This is a genomic window from Nitrogeniibacter aestuarii (genome assembly GCF_017309585.1).
In the GTDB taxonomy this organism is placed as follows: domain Bacteria; phylum Pseudomonadota; class Gammaproteobacteria; order Burkholderiales; family Rhodocyclaceae; genus Nitrogeniibacter; species Nitrogeniibacter aestuarii.
Genome location: NZ_CP071321.1, coordinates 1,914,716 through 1,935,268, shown reverse-complemented (window position 1 = coordinate 1,935,268; position 20,553 = coordinate 1,914,716). Strand labels below are relative to the sequence as shown.

Annotated in this window: 25 protein-coding genes; 9 read left to right on the top strand and 16 right to left on the bottom strand. The window is 62.3% G+C overall.

Features of this window, described 5'->3' with window-relative positions:
- Positions 1-14: 14 nt before the first annotated feature.
- A complete protein-coding gene (lplT, locus tag J0W34_RS08965; RefSeq protein ID WP_230971427.1) occupies positions 15-1,328 on the top strand; it encodes a lysophospholipid transporter LplT in 1,314 nt (437 codons plus the stop codon).
- 12 nt (positions 1,329-1,340) lie between these two features.
- Here lplT and J0W34_RS08960 read toward each other — a convergent pair whose 3' ends face one another.
- Genes J0W34_RS08960 through J0W34_RS08930 form a run of 7 tightly spaced genes read right to left on the bottom strand, consistent with a single transcriptional unit; the run spans position 1,341 to position 5,671 of the window.
- Complete coding sequence (locus tag J0W34_RS08960; RefSeq protein WP_230971426.1) at positions 1,341-1,838, bottom strand: TPM domain-containing protein; 498 nt, start codon at positions 1,836-1,838, stop codon at positions 1,341-1,343.
- Positions 1,838-2,725, bottom strand: coding sequence for a TPM domain-containing protein (locus J0W34_RS08955; protein WP_230971425.1), 888 nt, complete (start codon positions 2,723-2,725; stop codon positions 1,838-1,840). Before J0W34_RS08955 ends, J0W34_RS08960 begins: the two co-directional genes overlap by 1 nt.
- A gap of 6 nt (positions 2,726-2,731) precedes the next feature.
- The gene (locus tag J0W34_RS08950) at positions 2,732-3,325 is read right to left on the bottom strand and encodes a LemA family protein (protein WP_227814867.1); all 594 of its coding nucleotides are present in this window, start codon (positions 3,323-3,325) and stop codon (positions 2,732-2,734) included.
- On the bottom strand, positions 3,325-4,167 hold the full coding sequence (locus tag J0W34_RS08945; protein WP_230971424.1) for a uracil-DNA glycosylase: 843 nt from the start codon (positions 4,165-4,167) through the stop codon (positions 3,325-3,327). Before J0W34_RS08945 ends, J0W34_RS08950 begins: the two co-directional genes overlap by 1 nt.
- On the bottom strand, positions 4,164-4,619 hold the full coding sequence (rimI, locus tag J0W34_RS08940; protein WP_230971423.1) for a ribosomal protein S18-alanine N-acetyltransferase: 456 nt from the start codon (positions 4,617-4,619) through the stop codon (positions 4,164-4,166). Before rimI ends, J0W34_RS08945 begins: the two co-directional genes overlap by 4 nt.
- Entirely contained in the window at positions 4,616-5,302 is a 687-nt protein-coding gene (gene tsaB / locus J0W34_RS08935) for a tRNA (adenosine(37)-N6)-threonylcarbamoyltransferase complex dimerization subunit type 1 TsaB (RefSeq protein WP_230971422.1), read from the bottom strand. The genes rimI and tsaB overlap by 4 nt, the downstream gene beginning before the upstream one ends.
- Before the next feature lie 36 nt (positions 5,303-5,338).
- Positions 5,339-5,671, bottom strand: a complete 333-nt coding sequence (locus J0W34_RS08930) for a hypothetical protein (protein ID WP_230971421.1) — start codon at positions 5,669-5,671, stop codon at positions 5,339-5,341.
- Positions 5,672-5,861: 190 nt separating this feature from the next.
- On the opposite strand from J0W34_RS08930, the gene ompR reads away from it, so the two are divergent.
- The 7 genes from ompR (at position 5,862) to J0W34_RS08895 (ending at position 10,586) form a co-directional block, all read left to right on the top strand.
- Positions 5,862-6,602 carry an osmolarity response regulator transcription factor OmpR gene (ompR, locus tag J0W34_RS08925; protein WP_227814872.1) on the top strand — a complete coding sequence of 247 codons (741 nt, stop codon included), beginning with the start codon at positions 5,862-5,864 and terminating at the stop codon, positions 6,600-6,602.
- Positions 6,603-6,689: 87 nt separating this feature from the next.
- A complete protein-coding gene (locus J0W34_RS08920) occupies positions 6,690-8,036 on the top strand; it encodes an ATP-binding protein (RefSeq protein WP_230971420.1) in 1,347 nt (448 codons plus the stop codon).
- A gap of 123 nt (positions 8,037-8,159) precedes the next feature.
- Positions 8,160-8,576: a group II truncated hemoglobin gene (locus J0W34_RS08915; RefSeq protein WP_456238058.1), complete on the top strand. Its 417-nt coding sequence runs from the start codon at positions 8,160-8,162 to the stop codon at positions 8,574-8,576.
- A 27-nt stretch (positions 8,577-8,603) separates the two neighbouring features.
- A complete protein-coding gene (locus J0W34_RS08910) occupies positions 8,604-9,212 on the top strand; it encodes a septation protein A (protein WP_227814874.1) in 609 nt (202 codons plus the stop codon).
- A complete protein-coding gene (locus tag J0W34_RS08905; protein ID WP_227815108.1) occupies positions 9,212-9,511 on the top strand; it encodes a YciI family protein in 300 nt (99 codons plus the stop codon). The genes J0W34_RS08910 and J0W34_RS08905 overlap by 1 nt, the downstream gene beginning before the upstream one ends.
- On the top strand, positions 9,508-9,777 hold the full coding sequence (locus J0W34_RS08900; protein WP_227814875.1) for a BolA family protein: 270 nt from the start codon (positions 9,508-9,510) through the stop codon (positions 9,775-9,777). The genes J0W34_RS08905 and J0W34_RS08900 overlap by 4 nt, the downstream gene beginning before the upstream one ends.
- A gap of 23 nt (positions 9,778-9,800) precedes the next feature.
- Positions 9,801-10,586 (top strand): peptidylprolyl isomerase, encoded by a 786-nt coding sequence (locus J0W34_RS08895; RefSeq protein WP_227814876.1) that lies wholly within the window; start codon positions 9,801-9,803, stop codon positions 10,584-10,586.
- 70 nt (positions 10,587-10,656) lie between these two features.
- Here J0W34_RS08895 and J0W34_RS08890 read toward each other — a convergent pair whose 3' ends face one another.
- Genes J0W34_RS08890 through J0W34_RS08875 form a run of 4 tightly spaced genes read right to left on the bottom strand, consistent with a single transcriptional unit; the run spans position 10,657 to position 14,855 of the window.
- On the bottom strand, positions 10,657-12,450 hold the full coding sequence (locus tag J0W34_RS08890; protein WP_230971419.1) for an acyl-CoA dehydrogenase: 1,794 nt from the start codon (positions 12,448-12,450) through the stop codon (positions 10,657-10,659).
- Between the two features lie 41 nt (positions 12,451-12,491).
- Entirely contained in the window at positions 12,492-13,157 is a 666-nt protein-coding gene (locus J0W34_RS08885; RefSeq protein WP_227814878.1) for an energy-coupling factor ABC transporter permease, read from the bottom strand.
- Positions 13,158-13,170: 13 nt separating this feature from the next.
- Positions 13,171-14,103: an electron transfer flavoprotein subunit alpha/FixB family protein gene (locus J0W34_RS08880; protein WP_230971418.1), complete on the bottom strand. Its 933-nt coding sequence runs from the start codon at positions 14,101-14,103 to the stop codon at positions 13,171-13,173.
- Positions 14,104-14,105: 2 nt separating this feature from the next.
- Complete coding sequence (locus tag J0W34_RS08875) at positions 14,106-14,855, bottom strand: electron transfer flavoprotein subunit beta/FixA family protein (RefSeq protein ID WP_230971417.1); 750 nt, start codon at positions 14,853-14,855, stop codon at positions 14,106-14,108.
- Positions 14,856-15,041: 186 nt separating this feature from the next.
- Here J0W34_RS08875 and J0W34_RS08870 point away from each other — a divergent pair, with 186 nt between their 5' ends.
- Positions 15,042-15,644 (top strand): TetR/AcrR family transcriptional regulator, encoded by a 603-nt coding sequence (locus tag J0W34_RS08870; protein WP_227814881.1) that lies wholly within the window; start codon positions 15,042-15,044, stop codon positions 15,642-15,644.
- Here J0W34_RS08870 and J0W34_RS08865 read toward each other — a convergent pair.
- From J0W34_RS08865 to J0W34_RS08845, 5 genes are all read right to left on the bottom strand, one after another.
- Positions 15,618-16,400, bottom strand: a complete 783-nt coding sequence (locus J0W34_RS08865) for a TatD family hydrolase (protein WP_230971416.1) — start codon at positions 16,398-16,400, stop codon at positions 15,618-15,620. The genes J0W34_RS08870 and J0W34_RS08865 overlap by 27 nt on opposite strands.
- Positions 16,401-16,410: 10 nt before the next feature.
- Positions 16,411-17,199: an enoyl-CoA hydratase gene (locus J0W34_RS08860; RefSeq protein WP_230971415.1), complete on the bottom strand. Its 789-nt coding sequence runs from the start codon at positions 17,197-17,199 to the stop codon at positions 16,411-16,413.
- An 85-nt stretch (positions 17,200-17,284) separates the two neighbouring features.
- Positions 17,285-18,934, bottom strand: a complete 1,650-nt coding sequence (locus tag J0W34_RS08855) for an acyl-CoA synthetase (protein WP_227814884.1) — start codon at positions 18,932-18,934, stop codon at positions 17,285-17,287.
- Positions 18,935-18,964: 30 nt separating this feature from the next.
- Positions 18,965-19,591: an ABC-type transport auxiliary lipoprotein family protein gene (locus tag J0W34_RS08850; RefSeq protein ID WP_227814885.1), complete on the bottom strand. Its 627-nt coding sequence runs from the start codon at positions 19,589-19,591 to the stop codon at positions 18,965-18,967.
- Positions 19,592-19,593: 2 nt separating this feature from the next.
- Positions 19,594-20,553: an MlaD family protein gene (locus J0W34_RS08845; protein ID WP_230971414.1), complete on the bottom strand. Its 960-nt coding sequence runs from the start codon at positions 20,551-20,553 to the stop codon at positions 19,594-19,596.

Below are 20,553 nucleotides of genomic sequence, written 5' to 3'. Positions count from 1 at the left end.
TTCCGGCCCGCACGATGCCGCTCGGTTTCTACATCATCATGGCAGCGCAGTTCTTCTCCGCGCTGGCCGACAACGCTCTGCTGATCGTCTCGATCGCCTTGCTCAAGGATATGCAGGCGCCGCCGCAATACGAGCCGATGCTGAAGTTCTTCTTCACCATCTCCTATGTGGCCCTGGCGGCATTCGTTGGCGCGTACGCCGATTCGATGCCCAAATGGCGGGTGATGCTCATCAGCAACACCATCAAGATCGGCGGCTGCATGACCATGCTGTTCGGCATGCATCCCCTGTTCGCCTACGCCATCGTGGGCCTGGGTGCTGCGGCCTACTCACCGGCCAAGTACGGCATTCTCACCGAGTACCTGCCCCACCGCCTGCTGGTGGTCGCCAACGGCTGGATCGAGGGCCTGACCATCGGCGCCATCATCCTCGGGACCGGCATCGGAGGCGCACTGATCTTCCCGGGCGTATCGGACAAGTTGCTGTCTCTGAACATTCCGTTCATGGATACGTCCTTCGAAATGGCCTTGCTGGTTGTCGGCTTCATCTATCTGCTGGCGGCGATCTTCAACCTGTTCGTCCCCGACACGGGCGTCGATCACAAGCCGCTCAAGAACAATCCGCTCTACCTGCTCCATGACTTCAATCACTGCCTGAAGCTGCTGTGGCGTGACAAGCTTGGTCAGATTTCCCTCGCCGTCACGACTCTTTTCTGGGGCGCCGGCGCAACCTTGCAGTTCATCGTGCTCAAATGGGCGGACGACTCACTGGGCATCGAGTTGTCAAAGGCTTCCTTGCTTCAAGGTGTGGTGGCGATCGGCATCTCGGTCGGTGCGGTCATGGCGGCGCGCAAGATTACGCTGAGACGTTCTCCAAGCGTGATTCCACTGGGCATCGCCATGGGTTTCGCGATGTTCCTGATGGTCGCAGTGCCCTACGTGCCGCAGATACCGCTGACGAACTTCGAGCTGATGGGACACGCCATGGCCATCGATCTGCGCATGATCGCCGTGATGCTTCTGCTGGTGGCGGTCGGTGCCATGGCCGGCTTCTTCGTGGTGCCCATGAATGCCCTGCTGCAGCACCGAGGACACATTCTCATGGGTGCAGGTCACTCGATCGCCGTGCAGAACTTCAACGAGAACCTGTCGATTCTGGTGATGATCCTGCTCTACGCACTGCTCATCTGGCTCGACGTATCGATCAGCGCGGTCATCATCGCTTTCGGGCTGTTCATGGCCGTATCGATGTTCATCATCCAGCGCAAGCACTTCGCCAACCAGCGCGAGTTCGACAGCGTGGCGCTACTCGACGACTCCAAACACTGAAACCGGACCCGGTCAGAGGATGACCGGACGGTTCGGTAACTCGTCGGGGTTGTTCTCCCCCTTGGGGAAATGCGCTTCGATGAGTTCGCCAATCGCCCTGACCGCAACCTCGCAACCGGCGGCAAAGTCGCCTCGCTTGAAGTGCGTTTCAAGCGCACGGCAAATCTCGTCCCACTGCGCCTGAGAGACATGACGATTGATCCCGCGGTCCGCGACGATCTCGACGGCATGATCGGCAAACTGGATGTAGATGAGCACACCCGTGTTTTCTTCGGTATCCCAGATGCCCAGTGAGGCAAAGGCCGCCAAGGCACGCTGACGCGGCGTCACGCCCCGCCACAGGTCCGCCAGCTCCAGCCCGCCTTCGATGGCGATACCGATCTCGCCCCGATGGTCACTCTCCGAGGCACGAATCGAGCGTTCGATCCGGGTCAGCAAGTCTTCAGGAAAGTGTTTGCGAACGATCCAGCCTGGCAAGGACAGATGGCGAAGAAAACGCGTCAATGACATCACCAACCTCCCGAGGCGCCACCGCCGCTGAATCCACCGCCGCCACCGGAAAAGCCACCGCCCCCGGACCAGCCACCGCTGCCACCGAAGCCACCACCGTGACCGGAACCGGTGATCCATGGCCCACCGCCGCCCCGCCCGCCCAGCATCAGTACTGCCAGCGCGGCGACCACTGCACCCACGCCAGCCATGCCCAGTGCAGTCGTGGCCATGAACCAGTAGCCACCACCGGCGAGGGCAGCGACGCCACTGCCGCCCATGCGGCCGAACATGGAACGCAGGATCGGCCCGAGGAACATCGCCAGAATCATGGTCATCATCAAGAGCTGACCAAAGTCCGCGTCGTTCGAGCCTCTGGCGCCGAGCTTGGGTGGCGGCAGGGGCTCACCGCGAGCAAGCCCGATCAATGCGTCTACACCGGCATTGATCCCGTCCGCAAAGCGCCCCTGTCGAAAGAATGGAGAAATGGTGTCGTCGATGATGCGATTTGCCTGGGCATCGGTGATGGCGCCCTCCAGACCCCGCCCTACCTCGATACGCAACTTGCGGTCCTGCAGCGCGACCAGCAGCAGCACACCGTCGTCGACACCTTGTCGCCCGAGCTTCCACTGGTCCACGACCCGGATACTGAACTGCTCGATCGCTTCCGGTTTGGTGCTCTGCACCAGCAACACGGCAATCTGGCTCCCGGTGTCGGCTTCGAAATTCTTGAGCTTCAACTCGATCATAGAGCGCGCGCCTGCGTCGAGCACGCCCGTCAGGTCGGTGACACGCGCTTTCAGCGCCGGGATGGGCTGCAGGCCCTGCGCCAGCGCAAGCCCCGCAAACATCACGAGCCACAGGCCAAGCAGCGCGCGCAGGCTCAGCCTGCGCAGGTTCAAACGCATCGGACCTTACTGCTTCTTGAAGTCGACGGTCGGCGGCTGGCTGATGGTCGCTTCGTCTTCAACCGTGAAGCTGGCCTTGCGCTCATAGCCGAAGATCATGGCCGTGAGGTTGTTCGGGAAGGTGCGCACCGAAACGTTGTATTCCTGCACCGACTGGATGAAGCGATTGCGGGCCACGGCGATACGGTTCTCGGTACCCTCGAGCTGGGCCTGAAGATCGCGGAAATTCTGGTCTGCCTTGAGATCGGGATACCGCTCGACGGTGACCAGAAGGCGCGACAGCGCACCGGAGAGATTCGCCTGGGCCTGCTGGAACTTCGCCATGGCCGCTTCGTCGTTGATGAGTTCCGGCGTGACCTGAATGCCAGCCACCCGGGAACGCGCCTCAGTCACCTGGGTGAGCACTTCGCGCTCATGATCGGCATAACCGCGGACCACATTGACCAGATTCGGCACCAGATCGGCGCGACGCTTGTACTGATTGAGGACCTCGGCCCAGGCGGCCGTCACCTTCTCGTCGTTGACCTGAATGGTGTTGTATCCACAACCCGACAGCACCGCTGCCACCAGCATGAGCGCAAACAGACGCACGGTCTTCATCAATTCTCTCCACCAGCCAGGCGCGCCATCTCGCGGCGCGCGAAACAAAGGTCTTCCCAGGCTTTGGCCTTGTCCATGGGATTTCTCAACAAATATGCCGGGTGATAGGTCACCACCACCGGAATGCCGTCGTAATCAAAACACTTGCCCCGCGCAGACGCAATCCGGATGTCGGTATTTAACAGACTTTGTGCCGCCGGCCGGCCAAGGGCGACGATCAGTCGAGGACGGATCAACGCGATCTGGCGCGCCAGATAGGGGAAGCACGCAGCGAGTTCTTCAACCTCGGGCGTGCGGTTGGCCGGGGGGCGGCACTTGACCGTATTGGCGATATAGACGTTGTCGCCACGCTTGATGCCGATGGCCGACATCATGGCGTCGAGCAATTGCCCGGCTTTACCGACAAACGGCTCGCCTCTGGCGTCCTCTTCCGCGCCAGGGCCCTCACCCACGAACAGCCAGTCAGCCTGCCGGTCACCCACACCGGGTACGGCCTGACGGCGCTGCTCACACAGGCGACACGCTTTGCAGGCGAGGATTTCCTGGGTGAGCTCATCCCAGCCCATGCCGCCAACAGCATCCGCATTGACGGCAGGCGAGCGTTCACGTGCCGGTTGCGGCGCAGGCGCAGGCGACTCGGCACGCAAAGGTTGCTCCCGCGGGCGAACCTGAGCATCCACGACCGGCGCTACGACCGCAGGCGCCTCTTCGACCGAAGTATCGGGCGGCGCCTGCTCATTGGCCGGGTCGAACGCATCGGCCTCGTCGCCGGGCGCACCCCGCAGCCGCCAGATCGGCCCAAGCCCCATTTCCCTCAGGATGCTGTCACGACGCGCATTCATAGTGCCAGCCTCATCACCACTGCATCCTCGCGCCCTTCAGGCGCCGGATAGTAGCCACGACGCCGGCCGATCGGCGTAAATCCGAAGCGTTCGTAGAGCGACATTGCCGGCGTGTTGCTCGGCCGCACCTCGAGGAAACATTGGCACGCGCCCGCTAGATGCGCTTCGTCGCACATGCGCTGCAACAGCAGATGTCCAAAGCCCTTCCCGTGATGCTCGGCAACGACACTGATATTGAGCAGATGGGCTTCGTCGAGAATCAGCATCATGACCGCGTACCCGGCCGCCTGACCGTCCACTTCCAGGATTCGGCACAGATAGCCCGCTGACAGGGAATCGGAGAAATTGCCCGCCGACCAGGGATAGGGATACAGCTGAGGCTCGTGGAGCATCACCCAGGAAACATCTTCAGAGCACATGGGGCGCAAGCGCGCGGCCGTCACCACACTCACGCCTTCCCTCCCCGGGCGAGCCGCTCTGCAGTGGTCAAGGCGACCTTGTCACGCACATACAACGGCGCGGCATGCACGGCATCGACGGCTTCACTCAGGCTACGCGCCATGGCCAGTCGCACCAGTGCGCTGGCTTGCGGCAAGGCATTGGCATCGACCCCGTCAACACGTGCCGACTCAAGGGACAATCGATCCGGATAGGCACCAAGCGCCGATCCGGCCACCCACCAGGTGCCACTGTCGGGCAGCACGACCGATTCGGGCGGCGCGCACGCCGGTGCCACCGACGTTACCACCGTCTCGCCATCGCAGGCGTAGGCCGCATGGTAGGTCTCGCCCATGCGTGCGTCGGTGACCACAAGCACCCGCGGCCGCGCCTGATCCAGTGCAATGGCCTCAAGCGAACAGACGGGCAGTATGGGGAGATCGGCCGACAGGGAGAACCCCTGCGCGACACTGCAACCAAGACGCAAACCGGTAAATGCTCCGGGTCCGGCCCCCAGGACGATGCCGTCAAGCGCTGCAAGGCTCAGGCCCATGTCCGCCAGCAGGCGCATGATCGTCGGAATCAGGGTTTCAGACGCATTCTTGCCGCCATGAACGGGACGTTGCTCGATGTAGCCATCGAGCGAAAGCGCTACGGAGACAACTTCGCAGGAAGATTCAATGCCAAGGAGTTTCATCGAGACGGGATTGTACCCGTCGGAGGCGACCGGCGGTCAGTCCTGAGCCCGACGTCGCGGGTAGGCCTTGCGGATGGCTTCGTCGATCTGACGACGCATTTCCTGCCGCTCTTCGTCGCTGAGCGAGCGACGCGGCATCTGGGCGCCATCCACATGGGCAAAGTCACTGACACTCGCACGCACACCACCAAAGCGGTCACGAGGCGCCTCGACCACGATCGGCGGATTGGCGATCACGACCGGGCCTGATGTTGCTGCGCCCGTCGGCGAGTCATGCATCGGCCCCGCATGGGCAACCGACACGACGAGGCCGGCCAGCACGGTGGCCAGTGGCAGCAGTCGGCAGGGAGCGAATCGGACTCGGGTCATGAGATGATCTTTGAAAGTGACAATGCCTTTAGCGGCAGGTTTGATTCATACTTGGATTCTAGCGAGAGGCCAACGTGCGTGTAAGCCTTTGTTGCGCCTCAAGTGTGATCTTACGAACGGTTACGCATAAATTTCCTTGCCCACCTGTTTTCGCTAGCGCGTCGGCAAGGCACTGGATACGATGCAGCCCATGAATACACTAGCCAGCACAAAGACACGTTGCCGCGTCCTCGTTGTTGACGACGACGCACGCCTGCGCGATCTCCTCTCTCGCTATCTGTCCGAGCAAGGGTACACCGTCAAGGCCGTGGTGGACAGTACCGCCATGGACCGGGCGCTGCATCGTGAGCACTACGACCTCATCGTTCTGGACCTGATGCTGCCGGGTGAAGACGGCCTGGCGATCTGCCGCCGCCTGCGCGCGGCCGAGGACGCCACGCCCATCATCATGCTCACCGCCAAGGGCGATGATGTGGATCGTATCGTCGGCCTGGAAATGGGCGCCGACGATTACCTGCCCAAGCCGTTCAACCCCCGTGAACTGGTCGCGCGCATCCAGGCCGTCATGCGGCGTCAGCCACAGCAATTGCCAGGGGCGCCGACCATGGACGACGAGATCGTCGAGTTCGGTTCGGTGACGGTCAATCTGGGTAATCGAACCCTGGTCAAGGGCAGCGAGGAAATCACGCTGACCACCGGCGAGTTTTCGCTTCTCAAGGTGCTCGTCCAGCACCCGCGCCAGCCCCTTTCGCGCGACAAGCTGATGGAACTGGCTCGCGGTCGCGAGTATGGCGTCTTCGATCGCGCCATTGACGTGCAGATCTCCCGTCTGCGCAAAATGGTTGAAGACGACCCGAGCAAGCCCCGCTATATCCAGACGGTCTGGGGCTTCGGCTACGTCTTCGTGCCCGACGGCACCAAGGCCGACTGATCACGATCCGCGCTTCATCGCTGGGGCAGTCCGTTCCCGGACTGTCCCTGACTCGTGCCGCAGGCTCTCACTGACCCGCTGACCCGCATGCCCCCTCCGCACGGCAAACCTTCCCTGCTGCCCCGTACGCTGCTGTGGCAGACCTTTGCCATGCTCACCATGCTGCTGCTTCTGGCCTTCGGCGCGTGGTCACAGATCGTGCGTCACTTCGAGCAGGCGCCACGTGCGCGCGACCTGGCGCAAACGGTCACCAGCGTGGTGAATCTCACGCGTACCGCGCTGATCAACGCCGATGCAGACCGTCGCCTCGAACTGCTGATCGACCTGACCGCCATGGAGGGCATTCGTGTCTATCCGGCCGAAGCGGGTGATCGTATCGAATCGCTCCCGGACACCCGGGCCATGAATCTGCTGATCAGGGAAGTGCGTCAGCAACTTGGCGCACGTACCCGGTTTGCCAGCAGCTGGGAGGGCCTTGAGGGCTTCTGGGTCAGCTTTCGCCTCGATCCGAGCGATTCGGACGAATACTGGGTCATGCTGCCCGCAGAGCGCATCCAGCGGCCGCGGCCGCTCGAATGGCTGGGTTGGGGTGTCGCCACCATGGGCTTTGCCGTGGTCGGCGCCTACATCATCGTGTTCCGTATCAGTGGTCCACTTCGTCGCATGGCGCACGCGGCCCGACTCATCGGTCGAGGCAAGCACCCCCCCAAGCTCTCCGAGGATGAACCGGGCGAGATCGCCGAAGTGGCCACGGCCTTCAACCAGATGGCCGGCGACCTGGCCCAACTGGAAAATGACCGGGCGGTGATCCTCGCCGGCGTCTCTCACGATCTGCGCACCCCGCTGGCCCGCTTGCGCCTGGGGGTGGAAATGAGTGGAGCGCCGGACGACGACATCGCCGCCATGGTCAGCGACATCGAGGAGATGGACCGGGTGATCGGCCAGTTCGTGGACTATGGTCGCAGCGATGAGGCACAACCGGAGGCCATCGAACTCAAGCCACTGATCGAAGACGTGGTCTCCGGGGACCGTCTGCGTGGCCACACCATCGAGACCAATGTGCACCCGGCGGCTGCCGTGCTGGCCCGCATGCTGCCGCTGCGACGCGCCTTGCGCAACCTCATCGACAATGCGGAGCGATACGGCCATGACGACCAGATCATCCGGATCACCACCGAACCGGTGGAGAACGGATGGAAGATCTCGGTGCGCGACGAAGGCCCGGGCATTCCGGTCGATCAGATCGAACGGCTCAAACGCCCCTTCGTGCGACTTGACGAGGCACGCGGCAACACGCAGGGCGCCGGACTGGGCCTGGCGATTGTCGACCGTTTCGCGCGCGGCCACGATGGGCGCTTCGATATGGCCAACCATCCGGGCGGCGGTCTGATTGCATCCATCACCCTGCCGACAGCAGCCCCCCAGAAAAGCTGAAGAACATCGTCAAATCGAACAGGCTAGAATGCGTGTTTGCGTCGGGGCCGGCACCCGACGCGCTGTTTCCATTCATTTCGATGCGCTGCCGGTCAATGCGGCTCGAGATCATCGAGGCTCAAGGTGTCTGAATCCATCAATCAACCCACGGTATATGAACTCATCGGCGGAGAAACCCGCCTCCGTACCATCGTGGACCGCTTCTATCAGCTCATGGACGAGCTGCCCGAAGCCTGGGAGATCCGCAAGCTCCACCCGGAGGACCTGAGTGGATCGGCGGACAAGCTGTTCATGTTCCTTTCCGGCTGGCTGGGAGGGCCTTCGCTGTACATTGATCGTTACGGCCACCCGCGCCTGCGAGCACGCCACCTGCCATTCCCGATCGCCAGCCGCGAGCGCGATCAGTGGATGATGTGCATGCGCATGGCCCTCGAAGAACATGTGGATGACGAAGTCCTGCGCGAGAAGCTCATCGAAGCCCTGTTCGGCACGGCTGATTTCATGCGCAATCAGCCCGAAGCTCCGTCGCAAGACGCCTGAAAGATCAACGCCGTATAATCCCCGGCCATGAAATTCCTATTCGACCTCATGCCCGTGCTGCTGTTCTTCGGCGCCTACAAGCTCGCCGGACTGGACGAGACCGCCGCGGGTCAATTCGCGTCTCAGATGCTGGGCACCGACATTCCAGCCAAGCAGGCACCGATCCTGATCGCCACGGCGGTGACCATCATCGCCACCTTCATACAGATCGGCATCGTCTGGCTCAAGCACCGCAAGGTCGACACCATGCTCTGGGTAACCCTGGTGATCGTGACGCTGCTTGGCGGCGCCACCCTCGCCTTTCATGATCCGGTGTTCATCAAGTGGAAGCCCACGGCGGTGTACTGGTTGTTCGCCCTCGTGCTCGCGCTGGCACCCGTGCTTTTCGGCAAGAACCTCATTCGCGCCGTGCTCGAAGCGCAGATGCAACTGCCCGAGCCGGTATGGAAACAGCTCAATCTGGCCTGGGCCGGCTTCTTCGTCGTCATGGGGGTCCTCAACCTCTATGTTGCGTTCAATTTCGAAGAGTCCACCTGGGTCAACTTCAAGCTCTTTGGCGGAACGGGCCTGATGCTCGTGTTCGTCGTCGTGCAGGGCCTCTACCTGTCGCGCCATCTGGAAGAAGAAAGCAAATGATGTACTACGCAATGATCGGGGAAGACGCCCCGGACTCCCTTGAAGCCCGCATGGCCGCGCGACCCGAGCATCTGGCCCGGCTGAATGCACTCAAGGACGAGGGCCGCCTGCTGATCGCCGGCCCCTGCCCCGCCATCGATTCGCCCGATCCGGGTCCGGCCGGGTTCTCGGGCTCGCTCGTGGTGGCTGAATTCGCGTCGCTGGCCGACGCCGAGGCCTGGCTGGCCCAGGACCCCTACGTGATCGAAGGCGTGTTCGCACGCACCACCGTGAAGCCGTTCAAGAAGGTGCTACCGTGAGTTCGACGGTCGAACGTATCGACACCTTGCTGCGCGCGGCCCTGAGCCCCGAGTCGCTCACCGTTCATGACGACTCCCACCTGCACGCCGGCCACGCCGGCGCTCGAGACGGTGGCGGCCACTATCGCGTCGACATCGTCTCAACGGCGTTTGCCGGCAAGAATACCCTTGCCCGCCATCGCATGATCTACGCTGCTGTGGGCGAACTGATGCCTGCCGCAATCCACGCGTTGGCCATCAAGGCCAGCACCCCTGACGAACTGTGATCGCACAGATAGAAGGATTCCAGATGAAGCTGTTCCGCAAGACCCTCATTGCCCTGCTCGTGTCCGGTGCTGCCACCACGGGTGCCATGGCCGCAGACACCGTGGCCAAGGTCAATGGCAAGGCCATCCCCCAAGCCTACGCCGACACCATGATGGCCGAGCAGACCGCCAAGGGCGCGCCGGATTCCCAGGAACTGCGCGATGCCGTGCGAGAAGAACTTGTCCGACGCGAGATTCTCTTCCAGGCCGCCAAGAAGAAAGGCATCGACAAGCAGGCTGAAGTCCAGACCCAGATCGAACTGGCCCGACAGGCGGTTGTGCTGCGCGCTTACCTGCAGGACTTCGTGAATACCAACCAGGTCACCGATGCCGACGTGAAGAAAGCGTACGACGACATGAAGGCGCGTCTGGGTGACACCGAGTACAAGGTCAGCCACATCCTGGTCGAGGATGAAGCCAAGGCCAAGGCGCTTATCGCCAAGATCGAAGCGGGCGACAAGTTTGAAGACGTCGCCAAAGCCGAGTCTACCGACCCCGGCTCCAAGGAGCGCGGCGGCGATCTGGGCTGGAGCAGCCCGGGCATGTATGTGCCGGCCTTCTCCGAAGCCATGACGAGCCTCAAGAAGGGCGAGATGACCAAGACGCCGGTCCAGAGCAACTTCGGCTGGCACATCATCCGCGTGGAAGACACCCGCAAGCTGGATGCACCCGAGTTCGACAAGATCGCCCCGCAGATCAAGCAACGTCTGCAGAGCCAGAAACTCGAAGAGCACATCACTGCGCTCCGTCAGGCTGCAAAGGTCGAGTAACCCGGCCCGGGTTTTCTACCAACAAAAAAAGGGAGCGCAGCGCGCTCCCTTTTTTATTCCCCTACGTCGTTCAGAACGCGTCGTCCTCGAGTGCCAGAGCGCCCTCCGCACCATTGAGAATGGTGTAGGACAGGCCGGCCGCCTGGGACAGGACGTGATCGGCGAAAAACCGCGCCGTCACGATCTTGTTGGCATAGAACGCATCTGAGCTGCCACCATCGATCTGTTTCTGGCTCGCCAACGCAGCGCGCGCCATCTGCCAGCCCCCTGCAACGATACCGAGCAGCTTGAGCATCGGCACGGAACCGACAGAAGCGGCCTTGATGTCATCTGCGTAAGTGGCAAGGATGTATTCAACGGCCGCCTCGAGCGCGTTGATGCCCTCGGTCAGGCTCGTGGCCATGGCCGCGAACGCCGGTGCATCCTGGCCGCCGAGGGCCTGCACCGTGCCGCGCATATCTTCAATCACAGCCTTGATCGTGACGCCTTTTTCACGGGCGATCTTGCGGCCGATCAGGTCATTGGCCTGAATCGCAGTGGTGCCTTCGTAGATCGGCGTGATGCGCGCATCACGCAGATGCTGGGCGGCGCCGGTCTCCTCGATGAAGCCCATACCGCCATGCACCTGGACACCCATGGAGGCGATATCCACCGAGTTCTCGGTGCTCCAGCCCTTCACGACCGGGATCATCAGATCCACAAAGGCCTGCGCGCGCTGACGCTCACCCTCGTCCGGATGGCAATGTGCCACGTCGGTCGCTGCCGCCACCACATAGGCCACCGCACGCATGGCCTCGGTCTGAGAGCGCATGCTCATGAGCAGACGACGAACGTCCGCGTGACGGATGATCGGCACTTTCGGCCCCCCGCGCACGCCAGCTTCGGTCCCCTGGACGCGATCCTTGGCATACCACACGGCCTGCTGATAGGCACGTTCGGAGAGGGCGACCCCCTCCATGCCCACCGCGAAACGGGCTTCGTTCATCATGATGAACATGTACTCGAGACCCCGGTTGGCTTCACCTACCAGATAGCCGACGGCACCACCGTTATCGCCAAAGGCCAGGACGCAGGTCGGACTGGCGTGAATCCCGAGCTTGTGCTCGATGGACACGCACTTGACATCATTGCGCTCACCGAGCGAACCGTCGTCCTTGACCATGAATTTGGGCACGACGAACAGGGAGATGCCCTTCACGCCCTCGGGTGCGTCCGGCAGACGAGCCAGCACCAGATGGACGATGTTGTCCGTCATGTCGTGCTCGCCGTAGGTGATGAAGATTTTCTGGCCGAATATCTTGTAGCTGCCGTCGCCTTGCGGTTCTGCCTTGGTGCGCACGGCGGCCAGGTCGGAACCTGCAGCCGGCTCCGTGAGGTTCATCGTACCGGTCCACTCGCCGCTGACCATCTTGGTCAGGTAAGTGGCTTTCTGTTCATCGGTCCCGCGCAACATCAGCGCTTCGATGGCACCGGTGGTGAGCATCGGGCACAGGGAAAAGGCCATGTTGGCCGATTTCCACATCTCCATGACAGCCACATTGATGATTTTGGGCAGGCCCTGACCACCGTAGTCCGGATCGCACGCGAGTGAGGTCCAGCCTGACTCGGCGAACTGGGTATAGGCCTCTTTCCAGCCCGGTGCCGTGGTGACTTCACCGTCATTCCACTTGGCACCTTCCTTGTCGCCCACCCGGTTCAGGGGTGACAGCACACCGGATGCAAACTTGCCAGCCTCTTCCAGGATGGCATCCACCAGATCCTCGGAAGCCTCCTCACAACCGGGCAACTGAGCCACCTGGTCGAGCCCGGCCAGCTCCTTCATGACGAACTGCATGTCCCGGATCGGGGCGCGATACTCACTCATTCTCTCTTCTCCTCACCTTGGTGTGGCCGACCGGCCCTCACCTATTTGTTCCACAGATAGACCTGGTCATCGAAGCGGATGACCCAACCCGGGCGAAACACCACCATCATGGTGACCGCAGCCCCCGACAACCAGGCTTCGGAGAAACCCAGCAGCAGGAAGAACGGCAGGTATTGCGCCATCAGGAAATCGTAGGTGTAGGCCCCTGCCGCCCACAGTACGGTTGATGCAAACACGCCTTGAGCGAGTGCCGTGATGGCACTGCCGAAAAACGCGATCACGAAAATGAACACAAAAAAATGCTTCGGGGCGAACCGCTCGATCAATCGGAAGTACGTATTGGCAACTGCAACGGGCACCACCGCCATCACCAGCCAGTTGATCGGAAACGCCAACCATTCAGCGCCGCCGTTGAGCGTGACACCCGCCAGGGCAAGCCCCAGCGCGGCCATGCCCAGTTGCGGGCCCATCACCAGCGTGACGACCATGGCACCGAGCAGATGGATATCGAGTCCGGGATTGACTCCGGCCTTGAGGCTCCAGACCAGCGCCAGCATGACGCCACAGCCGAGAAAGAGGTTCAGGCGAACCGGCTCTCGCAACGAGGCCCAGGGCCCCGTGCGCACCATCCACACAGCCACTGCCAGCGCGATCAGGCCCGCGCTCCAGAGCCAGGCGGCCGGAAACAGCTCGGCAGCCAGATTCACCTGAACAGGCCTCTCAGCCCAGCTCGCCGGTCAGCGCCGGGACCGCCTCGAACAGGTCGGCCACAAGCCCGTAGTCGGCCACCTGGAAGATTGGCGCTTCCTCGTCTTTGTTGATCGCCACGATCACCTTGGAGTCTTTCATGCCGGCCAGGTGCTGGATGGCACCGGAGATACCGATGGCCACGTACAGCTGCGGGGCGACGATCTTGCCGGTCTGACCCACCTGATAGTCGTTCGGCACGTAGCCGGCATCCACAGCCGCACGGCTGGCACCCAGCGCAGCGCCGAGTTTGTCGGCCAGCGGCTCGAGCAGCTGGTGATAGTTTTCCCCACTGCCCAGACCGCGGCCGCCGGAGACGATGATGCCTGCAGCGCCCAGCTCGGGACGCTCCGACACCGTCAGCTCGCGGCCAACCAGCGACGACATGCCGGTATCGACGGCCGCGTCAATCGCCTCGACGCTCGCCGAGCCACCCTCGCCCACGGCCTCGAACGCGGTGGTCCGCACGGTGATCACCTTGACGGCATCCGCACTCTGCACGGTGGCAATGGCATTGCCGGCATAGATCGGGCGCTTGAACGTGTCCGCCGATTCCACTGCGATGATGTCGGAGATCTGCGCCACATCCAGCGTGGCAGCCACACGCGGCAGCACGTTCTTGCCGAAGGTGGTTGCCGGCGCCAGCACATGGCTGTACCCGGACGCCCGCGACGAGATGAGTTCGGCCACGTTCTCGGCGCCCTGATCGGCGTAGTGGGCCGCATCGGCCACCAGCACCCTGGTGACACCATCGAGCCTGGCGACGGCCTCGGCCACGGCACCGCAACCGCTACCGGCGACGAGCAGATCGATGTCGCCACCGATGGCCTTTGCGGCTGCGATGGCGTTCAGGGTGGACGCCTTGACTTCGGCGTTGTCGTGTTCTGCGATGACAAGAATACTCATGGTCAGATCACCTTCGCTTCGTTCTTGAGTTTGGCGACCAGTTCGGCCACATCCGCAACCTTCACACCAGCGCTACGCTTGGGCGGCTCTTCAACCTTCAGGGTCTTGAGGCGCGGGCTGACATCAACCCCGAGATCGACCGGGGTGAAGTTGTCCAGCGGCTTCTTCTTGGCCTTCATGATGTTCGGCAGCGTGGCGTAGCGCGGCTCGTTCAGACGCAGGTCGGTGGTCACGATGGCCGGCAACGGCATGGTCAGTGTCTCGAGTCCGCCGTCAATCTCACGCGTCACCGTGGCCTTGCCGTCGGCAATCGCCACCTTGGACGCGAAAGTTGCCTGCGGCAGCTTCATCATCGATGCGAGCATCTGACCGGTCTGGTTGGCGTCGTCGTCAATCGCCTGCTTGCCCAGCACCACCAATTCGGGATTTTCCTTCTCGCAGATGGCCTTGAGCAGCTTGGCCACCGCCAGCGGCTGCAACTCCTCGTCCGTCTGCACCAGAATGCCGCGATCAGCGCCGATGGCCATCGCCGTGCGCAGCGTTTCCTGACACTGGGCAACGCCGCACGATACCGCCACCACCTCGGTGGCAATACCGGCTTCCTTCAGACGCACTGCTTCTTCCACAGCGATTTCATCGAAGGGGTTCATGCTCATCTTCACGTTGGCCACATCCACGCCGGTGTTATCGCTCTTGACGCGCACCTTGACGTTGTAATCGACCACCCGTTTTACGGGAACCAGAATCTTCAAAACCGAGCTCCTCAAACTTGTTCGTTATCTCTTTGCAAGCACCTGGCGGCGCCGCCTGAAAGCACCCTCATTATGGCACCGCATGTCATTCCTTGATGTTGCAGGAGACGGTGCCCGGATCGGCTGTTTCCCAATCAGCGACCGTACGGTAGCGTATGGAGCCAATTTTTGTCAATACTGTTGCGTATGGAAAAAACTTCGACCAAGCCGCGTACCCAGCTCGACCGTCAGGCGTGGGTGGATTCAGCGATCGAGCTGCTGGCCAAGGAAGGCGTCACCGGCTTGCGTGTCGAGCTGCTCGCCAAGCACCTCAAAGTCACCAAGGGCAGCTTCTACTGGCACTTCAAGGACCGGCGCGATCTGCTCGACGCCGTGCTGAACCACTGGAAAGATGGCCGCATCCGCGACATCGTCAAACAGACCACGGCCGAGCCCGGCAATGAGTTGGCGCAGATTCACCACGTGATCGATGTCTACAGCACCAGTCGCAGCCGGCGGGGCATCATGATCGAGCTTGCGGTCAGGGATTGGGCCAAACGCGACGCCCTGGCGGCGGCGGTCGTTGAAGAGGTGGATACCAAGCGCCTCGATTGCGCCCGTGCGCTGTTCCTGGCCTGCGGTGTGCCAATGGCAGAAGCGTCGAGTCGCAGCATGCTGCTCTATGCGTATGTATTCGGCGTTTCGCTGATGTTTTGCGACCAGTTTTCACCCGACCTCGACACGCTCAAGCGCGACATTGCGGACCTGATCGCCCGCTCCGCTTCAACCCGCCGCGAGCACGTCGCCTAGACGCGGCAGCACGGCCAGGGCATTTCGCCCGGTGGCCGCGATCACCGTTGCGACATCGAGCCCTCTGAGCCGGGCAATCTCGCTCGCCACCCGGGCAACATTGGCGGGCTCGTTGCGCCCTCCACGATCCCAGGCGGGGGGGATGTCCGGCGCATCCGTTTCGAGCACGATGGCATCGAGGGGCAATTCAGCGGCAAGCGCCCGAATCCGGCGTGAACCTTCGAAGGTGACCGTACCGCCGAACCCCAGCTTGAAACCCAGCGCAGTGAGTTGATCCGCCTGCTGGCGCGATCCGTTGAAGGCATGGGCGATCCCGCCCGACACGCCGACCCGCTTGAGCGCTTCGATGATGGGCGCGACGGCCTTTCTGACGTGAAGAATCACCGGCAAGTCATGACGCTTCGCCAGCTGCAGCTGATCCTCGAACCAGGTCTGCTGGCGTGACATGTCGGGCTCAGGCACAAAGCCATCGAGACCGATTTCACCCACGGCCACCACATCATTTCGCTGGAGTTGCCGTTCGAGGCAGTCGAGATCGTCTGGGCACGCCGAGCCGATGAACATCGGGTGCAGGCCGAACGCTCGGGCCACGCCCGGGGTCATGTCGGCAAGCGTGTTGAGCCCATCAAAGCCTGCTGCAGTCACCGCCGGCACAACAAAGCCTTCGACACCCGCCGCTCTCGCCCGCGCGATCACCAAAGAGCGATCAAACGCAAACTCGGCGGCGTCCAGATGACAGTGGGTGTCGATCAGCATCGATCAGATTTCAGCGCCCTTTCCACTGGGGCGGGCGCTTGGCGATGAAGGCGTCGATCCCCTCGGCCGCGTCCTCGGTCATCATGTTGCAGGCCATGGTCTCGGAGGCCATCTGGTACGCCGCCTCGATGCCGGTTTCAAGTTGCTGATAGAACAACTGCTTGCCCATGCGCACTGCGACCGGTGTCTTGGCGCAGATGGAGGCCGTCAGCTTGCCGAGCTCATCATCGAGCTGATCGAGCGGAACGACCCGGTTCACCAATCCGCGACGCTGCGCCTCGGCCGCGTCGATGAAATCGCCGGTGACCAGCATCTCGAAGGCTTCCTTGCGGCCCATGTTGCGCGACAGCCCGACGGCAGGCGTGGCACAGAACAGGCCCACATTGATGCCCGAAACCGCATAGCGTGACACATCAGCCGCCACGGCCAGATCGCACATGGACACCAACTGGCAACCGGCTGCGGTGGCAATCCCGTGAATACGCGCGATCACCGGCTGTGGCAGCTTCTGGATCTTCATCATGAGCTTGCCGCATTTGCGGAACAACGCCTGCTGAAAGTCCAGGGTGTGGTTGCCACGCATTTCCTTCAGATCGTGGCCGGCACAGAAGGCCTTGCCGGCCCCGCCGATCACGACAACGCGCACGGACTCATCCGCCCCGATCACTTCAAGCTGCTCGATAAGTGCGCCGAGCATGGCATCCGACAGGGCGTTGAATTGAGCCGGGCGGTTCAGGATCAGGTGGGCAACACCGTCACGGTCGTTGCGCAACACCATCGGTTCGATCGAATCCGACATGGTTCTCTCCTCTCCTCAGCGATCTTTGTCGCATTGAATGGTTCGCCGGAGCGTTTCTGCGCCCCGGCATGAGTGGTTCTGGTGCTTACTCGATCGCGCCGGTCGATTTCATGCGCTCGCGCAACACGAACTTCTGGATCTTCCCGGTGGATGTCTTGGGCACCTCACAGAAGGTGATGATCTTGGGCTGCTTGAAGCCCGCCAGATGGGCCCGGCAATGCTCGCGGATTTCTTCCTCGGTCACAGAAGCGCCCTCACGCACTTCGATGAACGCAGCCGGGATTTCGCCCCACTTGGGATCCGGCGCAGCCACCACGGCGGCGGCCATCACGGCCGGGTGTTTGTAGAGCGCGTCCTCGACCTCGATGGACGAAATGTTCTCACCCCCCGAGATGATGACGTCCTTGGAACGGTCCTTGATCTTGACGTAGCCGTCCGGCTGCATCACGGCAAGATCGCCGGTGTGGTACCAGCCGCCGCGGAAGGCCTCTTCAGTGGCTTTTTCGTTCTTGAGATAGCCCTTCATGACGATATTGCCGCGGAACATGATCTCGCCCATGGTCTCGCCGTCCCGCGGCACTTCTTCCATGGTCTGAGGATCCATCACCGTGATGCCCTCCTGGGCGTGATAGCGCACGCCCTGGCGACCGTTGAGTGCCACCTGCTCGGCCACCGGCAGGTCGGCCCAATGGTCATGCTTGGCGCACACGGACGCCGGGCCATAGGTTTCAGTCAGGCCATAGACATGGGTGATGTCGAAACCGATCCTGGCCATGCCTTCGATCACGGCAGCCGGGGGCGGCGCGGCGGCAACCAGGCCGGAGACCTTGTGATCGATGCCCTCACGCCATTCGGCCGGTGCATTGGCGAGCATGGAGTGGACGATGGGCGCGCCGCAATAATGGGTGACCTTTTCCGTCCGGATCGCATCGAAGATGAGACGTGGGTCGACCCGTCGCAGGCACACATTGATGCCCGCGTTGGCCGCCATGGTCCACGGGAAACACCAGCCGTTGCAATGGAACATCGGCAAGGTCCACAGATACACGGAATGCGGCGGCATACCCCAGGAGATGATGTTGGACATCGCGTTGAGGTAAGCGCCGCGGTGGTGATAGACCACGCCTTTCGGGTTGCCGGTGGTGCCCGAGGTGTAATTGAGCGAGATCGGGTCCCACTCGTCCTTGGGCATGTCGAATGGCGTTTCCGGATTGCCTTCCGCGATGAAGGCCTCGTACTCGAGACTGCCAACGCGATCACCCGGCCCGGTATATTCCGGATCGTCGATATCGATCACCAGCATGTCGGTGCGCCCGGCCATCTCGATGGCCTTGACCATGGTGCGCGAATACTCACGGTCGGTGAGCAGCACCCTGGCTTCGCCATGATTGAGGATGAAGGCGATCGCCTCGGCGTCCAGTCGTGTGTTGATGGTGTTGAGCACAGCCCCCGTGCCCGGCACGCCGAAATGCGCTTCATACATTTCGGGCGTGTTGTTCAGCACGACAGCCACGGTGTCGCCCGCACCGACCCCGTGTGCCTTGAGCGCCCCGGCCAGTCTGCGCGCGCGCGTCTCGACCTCGCGCCACGTGTAGCGACGCTTACCGTGAACAACGGCAAGCCGGTCCGGATACACATAGGCACTGCGTTCGAGAAAGCTCAAGGGCGTCAAGGCCACATAATTGGCTGCGCACTGCGCCAGGCCACTCGCGTAAGGACTGTCACTTCGTGTCATGTCTTCTCTCCCTCAGTGATGGCGTGCGCGTCACCGCGCGCATCGCTCCATGATATTCGCTTGCGAACCCGGCGTGGTTTCGAGATGCGCCAGCCAGTCGGCCAACTGGAGACTCAGCGCCGTCGCACCTTCCCGCAGGGCAATCACCCCCCCGGCCGCGTCTGCGGACGGTGCAGGACGCTTCGCGTAGAAAGACTCGAACGCCAGGATCACATCCGTACGCGGCGCCAGCAGGCTGGCTCGCATCTCGATGAGGCCGACACTGTCACTCACCGTCTCGAAACGCTGAATGAATTCGTCCAGATCGACCCGAAGGCGACACCCCGAACCGTTTTCAGCCGGTTGTGTCTGCAAGATGCGCCCGAAGACCACATCGAGCATTTCTGCCGGCATGCCGGCCCAGCGACTCGTGCCGTAGAAACGTCGCTCAAGCGTGCTGACCGGATCGAGCCGGTACTGGATCGCCGAGGAGGACAACCACGAAGGCGCAACGACATCCACGTCGGTGATGGGCACCTCGATCCGTTTGATCGCATTCGTCTGCGGCGCAATGTCGTATATCGTCGGGGGTGATTCAGGCCTGCCGAGCGAACCGCAGCCGCTAATCGAAGTGACGGCGATCAGTGTGATCGCACTCAACCATCCAAACCGCTTCATGATCAACGCTTCTCCTGAGTGCTGCCGGGAAGTTCAAAGCCCTCCTCGCCCGGCCCCGGCGCGCGCTCGCCCCGGCCAAGCAACAACATCTGCGGCGCCGCATCCACTTCCTCGATGAGACGGGTCAGTCGCTTGGAAGTGATGGTGAGCTCCTTCATCATGCTGTTCAGGCGCGGCAGAGAACCGTTGAGCAGGTCGTTGCCAGCCGCCACCGTTGCCTGGTCGATGTGCTCACTGGTTTCACGCAGCTTTGTCAGCAGTGCGCGAAATTCCGCCACGGCAGGGCCCACCTCGCCGCTGGTCCGGTCGAGATTGTCCATCACCGACGCGAAACGGGCCTGATTCTCGGGCGTGAACAGGCGCTTGATCGCAGCGATGGCTTCCGGCGCTTCAGTGAAGGTCTCGTCCATCCCCTGGGCCGCCGACTCCAGTCGCTTAAGGGTGTCCCCCATGCGACCGAGATTTTCGTCGGCAAAGAGGTCCTGAATCTGAGTAGCCACCGTTTTGAACTGCTGCAAAGCCGTGACCGCCACGTCGGACAGCTCATCAAACAGACTCGGCGCAAGTGCAATCCGGGGGGCTTCGCCCGGTGGCGTATCGAGCGGGCGCAAGTCCTCGCCCCGGTCCTCGAGCTGAACGAAGGCCAGCCCGGTGACTCCCTGATAGCCCAGCGACGCGGTCGTGCCGCGCGTCAACGGCAAGTCTTCACGCAGACTGATGCGCACCAGGATGTCGCGGGGGTTTTCCGGGTCGATGGTGATCTCGTCCACCCGACCGGCATCGATGCCGCGAAACCGCACCGCCGCCTGCAGATTGAGCCCGGTCACGTTGCCCTGGCTGACCAGCACGACTTCGCGCATGACTTCACGCGATCCCGAAAACCACCACAAGGCCACGGCGGTTGCCAGACTGAGGAGTACAACAAAGAGGCCGGCCAGAATGGCGTGGGCACGATTTTCCAT

Excerpts from the sequence above, each read along its gene's own strand:
- J0W34_RS08855 (WP_227814884.1), bottom strand. The coding sequence starts at position 18,934 with ATGACACGAAGTGACAGTCCTTACGCGAGTGGCCTGGCGCAGTGCGCA.
- J0W34_RS08895 (WP_227814876.1), top strand. The coding sequence starts at position 9,801 with ATGAAGCTGTTCCGCAAGACCCTCATTGCCCTGCTCGTGTCCGGTGCT.
- J0W34_RS08880 (WP_230971418.1), bottom strand. The coding sequence starts at position 14,103 with ATGAGTATTCTTGTCATCGCAGAACACGACAACGCCGAAGTCAAGGCG.
- J0W34_RS08910 (WP_227814874.1), top strand. The coding sequence starts at position 8,604 with ATGAAATTCCTATTCGACCTCATGCCCGTGCTGCTGTTCTTCGGCGCC.
- J0W34_RS08920 (WP_230971420.1), top strand. The coding sequence starts at position 6,690 with ATGCCCCCTCCGCACGGCAAACCTTCCCTGCTGCCCCGTACGCTGCTG.
- J0W34_RS08905 (WP_227815108.1), top strand. The coding sequence starts at position 9,212 with ATGTACTACGCAATGATCGGGGAAGACGCCCCGGACTCCCTTGAAGCC.
- J0W34_RS08850 (WP_227814885.1), bottom strand. The coding sequence starts at position 19,591 with ATGAAGCGGTTTGGATGGTTGAGTGCGATCACACTGATCGCCGTCACT.
- J0W34_RS08890 (WP_230971419.1), bottom strand. The coding sequence starts at position 12,450 with ATGAGTGAGTATCGCGCCCCGATCCGGGACATGCAGTTCGTCATGAAG.
- ompR (WP_227814872.1), top strand. The coding sequence starts at position 5,862 with ATGAATACACTAGCCAGCACAAAGACACGTTGCCGCGTCCTCGTTGTT.
- J0W34_RS08945 (WP_230971424.1), bottom strand. The coding sequence starts at position 4,167 with ATGAATGCGCGTCGTGACAGCATCCTGAGGGAAATGGGGCTTGGGCCG.
- tsaB (WP_230971422.1), bottom strand. The coding sequence starts at position 5,302 with ATGAAACTCCTTGGCATTGAATCTTCCTGCGAAGTTGTCTCCGTAGCG.
- J0W34_RS08865 (WP_230971416.1), bottom strand. The coding sequence starts at position 16,400 with ATGCTGATCGACACCCACTGTCATCTGGACGCCGCCGAGTTTGCGTTT.
- J0W34_RS08845 (WP_230971414.1), bottom strand. The coding sequence starts at position 20,553 with ATGGAAAATCGTGCCCACGCCATTCTGGCCGGCCTCTTTGTTGTACTC.
- J0W34_RS08950 (WP_227814867.1), bottom strand. The coding sequence starts at position 3,325 with ATGAAGACCGTGCGTCTGTTTGCGCTCATGCTGGTGGCAGCGGTGCTG.
- J0W34_RS08860 (WP_230971415.1), bottom strand. The coding sequence starts at position 17,199 with ATGTCGGATTCGATCGAACCGATGGTGTTGCGCAACGACCGTGACGGT.
- lplT (WP_230971427.1), top strand. The coding sequence starts at position 15 with ATGCCGCTCGGTTTCTACATCATCATGGCAGCGCAGTTCTTCTCCGCG.
- J0W34_RS08960 (WP_230971426.1), bottom strand. The coding sequence starts at position 1,838 with ATGTCATTGACGCGTTTTCTTCGCCATCTGTCCTTGCCAGGCTGGATC.
- J0W34_RS08930 (WP_230971421.1), bottom strand. The coding sequence starts at position 5,671 with ATGACCCGAGTCCGATTCGCTCCCTGCCGACTGCTGCCACTGGCCACC.
- J0W34_RS08870 (WP_227814881.1), top strand. The coding sequence starts at position 15,042 with ATGGAAAAAACTTCGACCAAGCCGCGTACCCAGCTCGACCGTCAGGCG.
- J0W34_RS08955 (WP_230971425.1), bottom strand. The coding sequence starts at position 2,725 with ATGCGTTTGAACCTGCGCAGGCTGAGCCTGCGCGCGCTGCTTGGCCTG.